Genomic DNA, 13,424 nt, shown 5'->3' on the forward strand with positions numbered 1-13,424 from the left:
TTTTATCTATCTCAGGAAAAGGGCGTTATTCGGTCTCTTTCTTCTCAGCTAACGGCTGGGGTAAGGTAGCTCTCACTTTCATTCCCGGTGTCAACTTGTGATACCCTTCGACCACCACTTCTTCACCTGCCCCCAGACCTCTCTCCACAACGAGTTTATTACCAAATTCAGGTCCCAACTCAATGAACCGTTTCTCTGCCGTAGAATCTTTGCGCATCACATAAATATATGCTCCGCCTTTCTCAATAGTCACCGCTTTATGCGGTACAACAATGGCTCCTTCACGTACATCCAAGAGCAGCTTTACCTTCGTAAACTGTCCCGGAAGCAACACCTGTTTCGGGTTCGGCATCTCTGCTCTTACCGAAAAAGTACCGGTCTGCGGATCTACCTGAGGTTCGGCAAAATCCACATATCCTTTATAGGGATATACCGTATTATCCGCTAATGTAATGGTGATGTTCGGCTGCCAGGAACGGGAAGAGTCCTGCTGACCGATATTGATATTACGTTCTTTACTCTTCAGGTAATCCAGAGCAGTCATGCTGAAGTCCACCAGCACCGTATCACTCTTCACAACTGTAGCCAGAAGCGATTTTCCACCCGGTCCCACCAGTGTCCCCAAATCCACATTACGTTCGCTGATGTGTCCGGACAACGGCGAACGGACCAATGTATAACCCAACTCCAACTCTGCCTGCGCCAGGTCCGCCTCACTCATGGCAACGGTTGCCACCGCACTTTCATAGGCCGCCTCCGCATTGTCCAGATCTAACTGGCTGGCCGCATTCTGGGCATACAAAGGCTTGATACGTTCCAGATCCCGCTTTGCTTTCAATGCCTGTGCTTCATCTTTCTTCAGTTGTGCCCGTGCTTTATCTGCCTTTGCACGATATTGATCCTGATTGATCACAAAAAGCACCTGATTTTTATTCACATATGTTCCCTCGGCAAAGAGCATACTCTCCAGATACCCCTCCACACGGGCCCGTACTTCCACAAATTGTTGTGCACGTATACGCCCCACATACTCACCGAAAATCTCCACATTATCTCTTTCTGCTGGTTCTACAATCACAGTCGGCACTTCCGGCTCTACTTTATGTGGTCGTGTCAGAATCCAGTAAATGCCTGCCACCAAGGCCAAACAGACGATGCCTGCAATTGTTCTTTTTCTCCTCAGTTTTAGCTCTTTTCTCGTAAAAAACAGTCTCATGCTTGTTTGTATTATTAAAATTAACTTATCCTTTATTAGCTACTTTACAAATCAGATACCAAATTATACCCAAACCGATCTTTTTAACCAAAAGCACCTCCATACGCTCCACAAAAACGATTTTAACGATTTGCCGAACTTAGTTGCCATCCGTCAAAAGTGTAGAATTATGTCCATTCATGTAGAATAATTCCCCAAAAGGGCCGCAAAGATAATTCTTTTCTGCATAAGTTTCATAACTTTCACTTTTAATGGCATTCGCTACTTATTTATCAAATAATAGTATAAATTTGTAGTAACATTCATAATAACACTATAATGAAAAAACATTTGTCATTGATATTAGTTCTGTTACCGGTACTTTTTCTGGCACTCCCCGCTATGGCACAAGAACGTAAAAAAGTCGGAGTGGTACTCAGTGGAGGAGGTGCAAAAGGAGTAGCACATATCCAAGCACTGAAAGTCATAGAAGAAGCCGGCATTCCGATTGATTATATAGTAGGTACCAGTATGGGATCCATCATCGGCGGATTATATTCTATCGGATATACTCCTCAGCAATTGGACAGCATGGTGCGCAAACAAGACTGGATGTTCCTGCTGAGCGACCGGGTGAAACGTAGCGCCATGTCACTCAATGAACGTGAAAAGTCAGAAAAATATGTTTTCTCTTTTCCGTTTACCAAAAGTCCCAAAGATGCAGTTTCAGGTGGCATCATAAAAGGACAAAATCTGGCCAATCTATTTACGGAACTGACAGTGGGATATCACGATTCCGTAGATTTCAACAAACTTCCCATCCCCTTTGCCTGCGTTTCACAAAATATCGTGAATGGCGAACAGGTTGTGTTCCACAATGGAATACTTGCCACAGCCATGCGAGCCAGTATGGCTATTCCGGGAGTATTCACCCCGGTACGGAAGGATAGTATGATCCTCATTGACGGCGGCATGATCAACAACTACCCTGTAGACGTGGCCAGATCGATGGGTGCGGATATCATCATCGGGGTAGACGTGCAAAACAATCTGAAAGGAATCGACAAACTAAACAGCGCTCCGGACATACTCTCTCAAATCATCGACCTGACAACTAAAAACAACCATCAAAGCAATGTCGGCCTGACCGATACTTATATAAAGGTAAATGTAGAAGGATATTCCTCGGCCAGTTTTACTCCCGCAGCCATTGACTCCCTGATGCACCGGGGAGAAGTAGCAGCCCGCAAGCAATGGTCTTCTCTGCTCGCTCTCAAAAAGAAAATCGGCATTGCAGACACGTTCGTACCTCAATCGCACGGCCCTTATACCATGTTCTCAAAGGACCGGACCCTGCATGTGGAGGAAATCACCTTCTCCGATGTAGAAGAAAACGATAAGAAATGGTTAATGAAGAAATGTAAACTGCAAGAAAACAGCAGAATCAGTATGCGTCAGATCGAGCAGGCACTGTTCATCCTGCGTGGAAACCAGTCTTACTCAAACGCCAGTTACACACTGACCAATACTCCCGAAGGTTACAAACTAAACTTCCTGTTAGAGAAAAAATACGAGAAAACGATTAATGTAGGCATCCGGTTCGACTCGGAAGAGATAGCTTCATTATTAATAAACGCTACGGCCCAGTTAAAGACTCATATTCCCTCCAAAGTCTCCCTCACCGGGAGATTGGGCAAACGATACATGGCACGGGTAGACTATACATTGGAACCGATGCAACAAAGAAACGTCAACTTCTCGTACATGTTCCAATACAATGACATCAACATTTACGACCATGGTGACCGTGCCTATAACACTACTTACAAATATCATTCCGGTGAGTTTGGATTTTCGGATGTATGGTATAAAAATCTTCGGTTTGGGTTCGGAGCACGAATCGAGTATTTCAAATACAAAGATTTCCTCTTCAAGAAACCGGAATTTACGATGGATGTCAATTCCGAATATTTCATCAGCTATTTTGCACAGCTGCGTTATAACACTTTCGACAAAGGGTATTTTCCATCTAAGGGAAGCAACTTTTCCGGAGCTTATTCGCTGTACACAGACAACTTTGCCCGATATAACGGACATGCCCCTTTCTCTGCACTCAGCGCTTCCTGGGAAAGTGTATTCTCCATAAGTAACCGCCTGACATTGATCCCGGCACTTTACGGCAGGGTATTGATCGGCCAAGAGATCCCTTATGCTTATGAAAATGCGTTAGGAGGCGATGTATTCGGCCGTTACCTTCCTCAACAACTCCCGTTTGCAGGAATTTACAATATAGAACTAACTCACAATTCCGTCGCCGTGGCTTCCTTGAAACTACGCCAACGCATGGGTAGCAAACATTATATCACGTTGGCCGGAAATTTCGCCTTGAGTGATGACAATTTTCTCAAAATCCTAAAAGGTAACCGGATCTATGGTTGCAGTATCGGATACGGCCTGGACAGTATGTTCGGTCCGTTGGAAGCTTCATTAGGATATTCCAATCAATCCAAAGACGTGGGATTCTACGTAAATTTAGGATTCTCTTTTTAATAAACTCAACCCGTATTCCGATAGGGTGTAGCTCTATGAAGCAAAGGGTGTAGCCATCCGGGCAATAGGGTGTAGCCCTGCCGTGCGGATGACTACACCTTATTGCGGGCCCTGCTCAGACAGCCGGACAACCGGACAGGCAGAGCACGGATTTATTTAATTATTTCAAATTTATTACTCAGAACCAAAGAAAGTCATTATCTTTACCGAAAATATTTTCTATATACTCACATAAAACATTTGGAATTATGGCAAAGAGAAGAGAACTTAAAAAAAACGTAAATTATATCGCAGGTGAATTATTTTCAGAGTGTCTGATCAACAGCATGTTCGTACCGGGTACAGATAAAGCAAAAGCTGACGAACTGATGGCGGAAATCCTGAAAATGCAGGATGAATTTATCAGCCGCATCAGCCACACCGAACCAGGTAATGTGAAAGGATTCTACAAAAAATTCCGTGTAGACTTCAATGCAAAAGTAAACGAAATCATTGATGCCATCGCGAAACTGAACTAAGAATGAAAAAAGCAATATATAGCTTTATTTACTATCGCCTGCTGGGGTGGAAGATGAACGTAACAGTACCCCAATATGATAAATGTGTAGTTTGCGCAGCTCCCCATACCACTAATTTAGATTTGTTTATCGGTAAACTATTTTACGGTGCCATGGGGGGGAAAACTAGTTTCATGATGAAAAAAGAATGGTTCTTTTTTCCTTTAGGGCTACTTTTCAGAGCTGTAGGAGGTATTCCTGTAGATCGTAGTCGCAAAACCTCATTGGTAGAGCAAATGGTTCATCACTTCAATACCAGCAAAAAGTTTCACCTTGCTATCACTCCAGAAGGAACACGTAAACGCAACCCTAACTGGAAAAAAGGTTTCTATTACATTGCGCTCAAAGCACAAGTACCCATTGTCCTGGTCGGCATCGACTATACAACCAAGACCATTACGTCGACTAAAGCAGTCATGCCAAGTGGAGATATTGACAAGGATATGCGTGAAATAAAACTTTATTTCAAAGATTTCAAGGGAAAGCATCCCGAGAACTTCTCCATTGGAGACGTTGAATGATTCATGAAGATCTCGATTGTACAGACAGATATTATTTGGGAAAATAAACAGGAAAATCTCCGTTTACTCCGCGAAAAGCTATTACCTCTTCGCGGAACAACGGAGATTGTTGTTTTACCGGAGATGTTTACAACAGGATTCAGCATGAACAGCCGGCTATTAGCCGAACCGGTTTCCGGTACCACGCTCCGGAGTCTCAAAAATTATGCTATAGAATTTCATTTGTCATTGGCCGGGAGTTTCATTTGCGAAGAACAAGGCTCTTATTATAACCGGGCTTTCCTGATCACTCCCGATGGACAGGAATTTTACTATGACAAACGCCACCTCTTCCGCATGGGACACGAAGCGGAACATTTTTCGGCAGGCAACCGGAAAGTAATCATTCCCTACAACGGTTGGAACATCTGCCTGCAGGTTTGTTACGACCTCCGCTTTCCTGTCTGGAGCAGAAATGTGAACAATGGATATGACCTCCTTATATATGTAGCCAGTTGGCCGACTCCACGTATTCAGGCATGGAATACATTATTATGCGCACGTGCCATTGAAAATCAATGTTATGTATGCGGTGTGAACCGTATAGGACAGGATGGCAACGGACTCTGCTATCCGGGGTATTCCGCATTATATGGACCTAAAGGAGAAAACCTGACAGGAACTCCCGATTCGGAAGAAAAAATACAAACCATTGAACTTAGCTTGGAAGCTCTCACTACTTTTCGTCATAAATTCCCAAGTTGGAAAGATGCAGACCCCTTTCTCCTTTACTAAATATCCAAGGCTAATTTTCCGTATTTACTAAAAATATATCTTGAATTATAGTATATAAATGCAAAAAAGTATCTAATTTTGCCAGACAATCAATTTATTGTACCAAAAAACAAACCCTAATTTAACTCATAACACGAATGTTAACCCAATTAATTAATGCACGTATACTCACCCCCCAAGGATGGATGAAAGACGGTTCCGTGCTTATCAGAGACAATAAGATTTTAGAAGTCACAAACTGCGATCTGGCCGTTATCGGAGCCGAACTTATTGATGTCAAAGGTATGTATGTAGTCCCAGGTGGAGTAGAAATCCACGTGCATGGTGGTGGAGGCCGCGACTTTATGGAATGTACGGAAGATGCTTTCCGGGCAGCGGTCCATACTCACATGAAACATGGCACAACAAGCATCTTCCCCACATTGTCATCATCTACAGTCCCCATGATTCAACAAGCTGCAGAAACCTGCACCAAGTTGATGGAAGAAAAAAACAGCCCTATCCTGGGACTGCACCTCGAGGGTCATTACCTGAACATGAAAATGGCAGGAGGACAAATTCCGGAAAACATTAAAAATCCTGATCCGAATGAATACATTCCGATCGTAGAACAGTATCATTGCATCAAGCGTTGGGATGCTGCTCCGGAACTTCCGGGAGCCATGCAATTCGGTAAATACATTGCTGCCAAAGGCATACTGCCTTCCGTAGCACATACACAAGCCGAATTTGAAGATATCCGTACAGCTTATGAAGCCGGATACACTCATGCAACCCACTTCTACAATGCAATGCCCGGCTTCCACAAACGGAGAGAGTATAAATACGAAGGCACAGTCGAAAGCATTTATCTGTTGGATGACATGACAGTAGAAGTAGTAGCCGACGGCATTCACGTCCCCCCTACGATCCTAAGACTCGTATATAAAATAAAAGGTGTGGAAAGAACCTGTCTGATCACCGATGCTCTTGCATGTGCCGATAGTGACAGCAAAGAGGCTTTCGACCCGCGCGTAATTATCGAAGACGGAGTCTGCAAACTGGCCGACCATTCTGCTTTGGCAGGAAGTGTCGCCACCATGGACCGCCTGATCCGTACCGTTGTGCAGAAAGCAGAGATCCCACTGGAAGATGCAGTTCGCATGGCTTCCGAAACTCCGGCACGCATCATGGGTGTATATGATCGCAAAGGTTCCTTGCAAAAAGGTAAGGATGCCGATATTCTGGTACTGGACGAAGACCTCAACGTAAGAGCCGTATGGGCCATGGGTAAGTTGGTACCTGAAACAAATACCCTGTTTTAAACGATAAACGTTTTTGAGCGATAAACGATTAACAGGCTGTGCTGGCGCAGTCCGTTAATCGTTTATTATTTATCGCCTATTACTTATCGCCCATTGTTCGAAACCGTTCATCGTTTATCGCTCCCTCCTCCCTATTTATAGGTAAAAAAAGATTTTAATTTAATTTCCCCGTCAACCTTATCGTATAGTTGATTGTTTTTATATATATTTGTTCAGAGTTTCCAATAACGACAAAGACTCAGTCAAACTTAATTAATAACAAACTTATGAAGACAAATCTTAGTTCTCAGATTACTCTCAACAGGGTCTCCCCCAGGTATTACAGACCAGAGAATGCATTCGAGAGATCGGTATTGACCCGATTAGAGAAAATTCCTACAGACATCTATGAATCTGTAGAAGAAGGTGCAAACCATATCGCTTGCGAAATAGCACAGGTTATTCGTGATAAACAGAAAGCAGGACGTTTCTGCGTACTGGCATTGCCGGGTGGAAATTCTCCGCGCAGCGTATATGCCGAATTAATTCGCATGCACAAAGAAGAGGGACTCAGTTTCCGTAACGTAATTGTATTCAACATGTACGAATACTATCCGTTGTCTCAAGATGCAATCAACAGCAATTTCAATGCGTTGAAAGAGATGTTTCTTGATCATGTAGATATCGATAAACAAAATATCTTTACTCCGGACGGTACGATTGCCAAAGATACCATCTTTGAATACTGCCGCCTGTACGAACAGCGCATCGAAAGCTTCGGCGGTATCGATATCGCCCTGTTAGGCATCGGCCGTGTAGGTAATATAGCTTTCAACGAACCGGGTTCACGCCTGAATTCCACCACCCGACTGATTTTGCTGGATAGCGGTTCACGCAACGAAGCATCCAAGATCTTCGGCACCATCGACAACACTCCCATCAGTTCTATTACAATGGGTGTAGCCACAATTCTTGCTGCAAAGAAAATCTATCTGTTGGCATGGGGTGAAGAAAAAGCCCACATGGTGAAAGAGTGTGTAGAAGGTAATGTAACAGATACCATTCCGGCATCTTACTTACAGACCCATAACAATGCACATGTAGCTATCGACCTGTCAGCAGCTTCCAACCTGACACGCATTCAACGTCCATGGTTGGTCACTTCCTGCGAATGGAATGACAAACTGATCCGTAGCGCAATCGTGTGGCTGTGCCAATTGACCGGCAAACCAATCCTGAAACTGACTAATAAAGATTACAACGAAAATGGCTTGAGCGAGCTGCTTGCCCTCTTCGGATCTGCTTATAACGTAAATATCAAGATATTCAACGACCTGCAGCACACCATTACCGGATGGCCGGGTGGTAAACCGAAAGCAGACGACACATATCGTCCGGAACGTGCAAAACCATATCCGAAACGAGTAGTCGTATTTTCTCCGCACCCCGATGACGATGTGATCTCTATGGGTGGTACGATCCGCCGTCTGGTAGAACAGAAACATGAAGTTCATGTAGCTTACCAAACTTCGGGAAACATTGCCGTAGGCGATGAAGAAGTAGTTCGCTTCATGCATTTCATCAACGGATTCAACCAGATCTTTATAAACAGTGAAGATCAGGTGATCAGTGAAAAATACGCCGAAATCCGTAAATTCCTGAAAGACAAAAAAGACGGCGATATGGATACACGCGATATCCTGACCATCAAAGGTTTGATCCGCCGTGGCGAAGCACGCACAGCTTGTACTTACAACAACATTCCGCTGGAACGCTGTCACTTCCTGGACCTCCCCTTCTACGAAACCGGTAAAATCCAGAAGAATCCGATCAGTGAAGCCGATGTAGAAATTGTCCGCAACCTGCTCCGTGAAGTGAAACCTCATCAGATCTTTGTAGCCGGTGACCTTGCCGACCCGCACGGAACACACCGTGTATGTACAGATGCCGTATTTGCTGCCGTAGACCTTGAAAAGGAAGAAGGAGCCGAATGGTTGAAAGACTGCCGTATCTGGATGTATCGTGGCGCATGGGCCGAATGGGAAATTGAAAACATCGAAATGGCTGTACCTATCAGTCCTGAAGAATTACGTGCAAAACGTAACTCTATCCTGAAGCATCAGTCACAGATGGAAAGTGCTCCATTCCTGGGCAACGACGAACGCTTGTTCTGGCAGCGTAGCGAGGACCGTAACCGAGGTACTGCCGCTCTTTACGACAGCTTGGGACTGGCTTCTTACGAAGCAATGGAAGCATTCGTAGAATACATTCCACTATAACCCAAGCCAATTAGTGAAATAAAAATAAAGAAGAGTGAGGAGTTTGGAACTCTTCACTCTTCTTTTGTTTAAACAGAAAAGATACAAATTATATATGAAACAAGAAAAATTCTTCCGTCTTCTCCCTATAGAGGGAGCCTATAATATTCGTGATCTGGGAGGTTATCCGACATCAGACCATAAATATGTAAAATGGAAAACATTCATCCGTTCGGGCGATCTTGACAAACTGACAGAATCCGATCTGGACTATCTTACCTCTTTGCACATCCGGACCGACATAGACTTCAGGAGCATGCAGGAAAAAAAAGCGGCGGCAGACAAAATTCCCTCAACAGTTACACAATATATTCCCTTATCTATCGAAGCAGGCGACATGACCGATATGGCACACTTCAACCTGAACAATATACCGGGAATACTCGAACAGGCATACGTTTATATCATCCAAAATGCTCAGGAAACTTATCGGGAATTCTTCCGGATTGTTTCGGAAGAACGGAATACTCCTCTTTTATTTCACTGTTCAGCGGGAAAAGACCGTACCGGAATTGCCGCAGCCTTACTACTGGGAGCATTGGGTGTCGACAGAGAAGTGATAATGGAAGATTACATGCTGTCTGCCAAATATATAAAAGGGAAATATGATGCAATCGTACAAGCTCATCCCGAATTTGCCCCTCTCACCACAGTACAGAAAGAATATCTGGAAGCTGCTTTCCAAGCCATTGACACTGACTATCAGGGTATGGATAACTACCTGAAAAATCAATTGGGAGTAGATACCCACAGATTGAGAATGCTGTATACCGAATAAATGGACAGTTAGCAACTTCCTCAGCCAATGACTTATCGGCAATTGCCGGTTTTTCATTTATTTCTTCTACTTTTGCACCCGATAATCATTCAACCGAGCATATGAAAAAACTATGTATATTTCTCCTGCTGCTTTTTGCTACGACAGGAATCTTGTTTGCACAAGAAATAGAAAAAAGCGTGAAAGAGCGGCTCAGTAATTACTTTGAGACTTACACCCCGGCATCTGCCAATACCGGAAGCTGTAAGTTAAAAAGCGTAGACATAGACTTCGAAGGCAGAAAACTATCTATCTATGCTTCCGAAAGTTTTGCTTATCAGCCATTTATACCGGAAACAGTAGACGAAATCTATCATCAGATAGAAGAATTGCTGCCCGGCCCGGTACGTTTTTTCCGAACTACAATTTATGCCAACAACCGGCCTATCGAGGAGTTGGTTCCCAACTTCTTTCGCGAGAAAAAGAAAAAAGATAAATCGCGACTTTCAAACGCAGAATATAAAGGAGCACCTTGGGTGATAAACACTTCCCGTCCTTACGAAATAACCAAAGGATTGCAGAACCGGCACATCTTTTTGTGGCAAAGCCATGGCAAATATTACAAGAACGATAAAGGCGAATGGGAATGGCAACGTCCACGCCTGTTCTGCACTACCGAAGACCTGTTCACGCAATCCTTCATTCTGCCTTATGTCATTCCTATGCTCGAGAACGCCGGAGCCAATGTCTATACCCCCCGGGAGCGGGATACTCAAAAGAATGAAGTGATTGTGGACAACGATACGCGAAACGGTTCCATCTATCTGGAGATGAAAAGCCGCAAAGCCCGTTGGGAGAAAACTGACGGTTACGGGTTCGCACAAAAAAAACTTGTATATGAAGATGGAGAAAACCCTTTCCTGACAGGTAGCGCACGCTTCACCCGGACTGAAAAGAAAAAAAATAAGGCATTTGCCGAATGGATTCCTACTATCCCCGAAACAGGGAGTTACGCAGTATATGTATCCTATCAGACACTTCCAAACAGCGTCAGTGATGCCAAATACCTGGTATTTCACAAAGGTGGTGTAACAGAATTTAAAGTCAATCAAAGGATTGGCGGTGGTACATGGGTATATCTCGGAACCTTTGAGTTTGACAAAGGCAGCAATGATTATGGCATGGTGGTACTGAGCAATGAGAGCAGCGAAAATGGGGTTATCTGTGCCGATGCCGTTCGTTTCGGCGGAGGAATGGGAAATATATCCCGCGGCACAGTAAGCGGACTGCCCCGCTATCTGGAGGGAGCCCGTTATTCTGCCCAATGGGCAGGCATGCCCTATGATGTCTACGGAGGCAAACAAGGAACAAACGACTATGCTGACGACATCAATGCACGCTCCAACACCATCAACTACCTGTCCGGTGGTTCTGTATTCAATCCCGGACAAAAAGGACTGGGTGTCCCCTTTGAAATGAACGTGGCGCTACATAGTGATGCCGGATACAGTAAAACGAACGATATAGTGGGATCACTCAGTATCTATACCACCGATTTCAATAACGGACTTCTTAACTCGGGAAACAGCCGGTATGCTTCACGCGACCTGGCAGATCTCCTTCTCACCCAAATACAAAAAGACATTCGTGCCAAATTCAATATACAGTGGACACGCCGTAGTATGTGGGATCGCAATTATAGCGAAACACGCCTGCCTGCCACTCCATCCACTATCGTCGAGTTGCTTTCACACCAAAATTTCGCAGATATGAAACTCGGTCACGACCCGAATTTCAAATTTACCGTAGGACGTGCCATTTACAAAGCCGTATTACAGTTCATCAGCAGTCAGCACAACAAGGAGTATGTAGTGCAACCACTCCCCGTCAGCAACTTCGCCATCGAATTTGGCAAAAAGAGAAACACCCTGGAACTCTCATGGCAGGGTGAAGACGATCCGTCGGAACCCACCGCCCGTCCCCGCGAATACATGGTATACACCCGTATCGGATACGGTGGTTTCGACAATGGAGTACGTGTGAATAAACCTTCGTACACCCTGAAAATAGAACCCGGATTGGTCTATTCATTTAAAGTTACAGCTATCAACCACGGAGGCGAAAGTTTTCCATCCGAAATCTTATCTGCCTATAAAGCCAAACAAGAACATGCACGAGTGCTGATCATCAATGGTTTTAACCGATTGAGCGGACCGGCAGTAATCGACACACCGGACGAAGCCGGATTTGACCTGGAACAAGACCCCGGTGTCGCTTATCAATACAATATTTCACTCTGCGGGGCACAGACCGGCTTTGATCGCTCTCAGGCAGGAAAAGAAGGAAAAGGAAGTCTGGGCTATAGCGGAAGCGAACTGGAAGGAATGAAAATTGCCGGAAACACTTTCGACTATCCTTTTGTACACGGCAAGGCAATCCAAGCTGCCGGAAACTACAGTTTCGTATCATGCAGCGATGAAGCTGTCGAAAACGGGCGCATACAACCGGAACATTATCCCATTGTGGATTTCATCCTGGGACTGGAGAAAGATGATATTCTAAGTAATCCGGCACGCAAAACGTATTATAAGACATTCTCTTCACCCATGCAACGGATATTAACCGCTTACTGTCAGTCAGGAGGAAACCTTCTCGTCAGCGGGTCTTACATTGGCAGCGACATGAGTAATTCGCAGGGTAACCGGGAGTTTACGGAAAAAATTCTGAAATACGGCTTCCAAGGTTCACTCAAAGACACTCGTTCGGGACAGATCACCGGATTGGGACGCACCCTGCAAATCCCCCGTTTGCCCAACGAAAAGGCTTATGCAGTTACAGCTCCTGATTGTATCGTTCCCGTAGATTCCGCTTTTCCGGTATTTGTCTATCAACCCGGACAATACAGTGCCGGAATCGCTTATAAAGGAAATTACCGGATATTCGCAATGGGATTTCCATTCGAAAGCATCGAAAGCGAAACAGACCGTGCCATAGTAATGGCGGCAATACTAAAATTCTTCGAAGAAAAATAAATATCCCAATCCACTTTGCCGAAACCTGATAAGTGATGTCAGTCTTTTGTCTGCAAGAAACAAGTTTCTTGCAGACAAAAGACTACATGGATAACTCTTCCAAGCAAAATATCAATAGGGAAAAATACATTGTGTTTTCTTTCACTCACCAATACATTTACATTTTGAACATTACTTTCGGCAGCCTCCCCTCGGCTCTACGGTTATATCTGACACTCTTAAAGCTTATACTGCCATAATGTCTGCTATCTAAACAAAGTGTATTTAACATTAACTGCCACAATGTCTGTCACCATTTTATTCTTGTTATTATTTGGTTAGCCCGCGAATTCTACTGTTTTCGTTATATAATACTTTTCTAATTTCATAATAGAGTCTTCTAATCTGATTATTTGTGCCCGGATGATCATTTGTAGCATACTACATGAACCAATTTT

General features: G+C 44.2%; 9 protein-coding genes. 8 read left to right on the forward strand and 1 reads right to left on the reverse strand.

Features of this window, described 5'->3' with window-relative positions; genetic code table 11:
* Positions 1–25: 25 nt before the first annotated feature.
* Complete coding sequence (locus tag FDF36_RS05060; protein WP_220390584.1) at positions 26–1,216, reverse strand: efflux RND transporter periplasmic adaptor subunit; 1,191 nt, start codon at positions 1,214–1,216, stop codon at positions 26–28.
* A 318-nt stretch (positions 1,217–1,534) separates the two neighbouring features.
* Between FDF36_RS05060 and FDF36_RS05065 the strand changes: the two genes are divergently transcribed.
* The 8 genes from FDF36_RS05065 to FDF36_RS05100 all read left to right on the forward strand — a co-directional run bounded on the left by FDF36_RS05065 (position 1,535) and on the right by FDF36_RS05100 (position 12,987).
* Positions 1,535–3,745, forward strand: coding sequence for a patatin-like phospholipase family protein (locus tag FDF36_RS05065; protein WP_220390585.1), 2,211 nt, complete (start codon positions 1,535–1,537; stop codon positions 3,743–3,745).
* A 248-nt stretch (positions 3,746–3,993) separates the two neighbouring features.
* Positions 3,994–4,263, forward strand: a complete 270-nt coding sequence (locus FDF36_RS05070; RefSeq protein WP_005780168.1) for a hypothetical protein — start codon at positions 3,994–3,996, stop codon at positions 4,261–4,263.
* 2 nt (positions 4,264–4,265) lie between these two features.
* Positions 4,266–4,823 carry a 1-acyl-sn-glycerol-3-phosphate acyltransferase gene (locus FDF36_RS05075; protein ID WP_220390586.1) on the forward strand — a complete coding sequence of 186 codons (558 nt, stop codon included), beginning with the start codon at positions 4,266–4,268 and terminating at the stop codon, positions 4,821–4,823.
* 3 nt (positions 4,824–4,826) lie between these two features.
* On the forward strand, positions 4,827–5,597 hold the full coding sequence (locus FDF36_RS05080) for an amidohydrolase (RefSeq protein WP_220390587.1): 771 nt from the start codon (positions 4,827–4,829) through the stop codon (positions 5,595–5,597).
* A 137-nt stretch (positions 5,598–5,734) separates the two neighbouring features.
* Positions 5,735–6,901, forward strand: coding sequence for an N-acetylglucosamine-6-phosphate deacetylase (gene nagA, locus FDF36_RS05085; RefSeq protein WP_005788940.1), 1,167 nt, complete (start codon positions 5,735–5,737; stop codon positions 6,899–6,901).
* Between the two features lie 266 nt (positions 6,902–7,167).
* Positions 7,168–9,159 carry a glucosamine-6-phosphate deaminase gene (locus FDF36_RS05090; protein ID WP_005788942.1) on the forward strand — a complete coding sequence of 664 codons (1,992 nt, stop codon included), beginning with the start codon at positions 7,168–7,170 and terminating at the stop codon, positions 9,157–9,159.
* Positions 9,160–9,253: 94 nt separating this feature from the next.
* Positions 9,254–9,976, forward strand: coding sequence for a tyrosine-protein phosphatase (locus FDF36_RS05095; RefSeq protein WP_220390588.1), 723 nt, complete (start codon positions 9,254–9,256; stop codon positions 9,974–9,976).
* Positions 9,977–10,077: 101 nt separating this feature from the next.
* Positions 10,078–12,987 (forward strand): golvesin C-terminal-like domain-containing protein, encoded by a 2,910-nt coding sequence (locus tag FDF36_RS05100; RefSeq protein ID WP_220390589.1) that lies wholly within the window; start codon positions 10,078–10,080, stop codon positions 12,985–12,987.
* The last annotated feature ends 437 nt before the right edge of the window (positions 12,988–13,424 follow it).

Source organism: Bacteroides fragilis (genome assembly GCF_019583405.1).
GTDB lineage: Bacteria > Bacteroidota > Bacteroidia > Bacteroidales > Bacteroidaceae > Bacteroides > Bacteroides fragilis_B.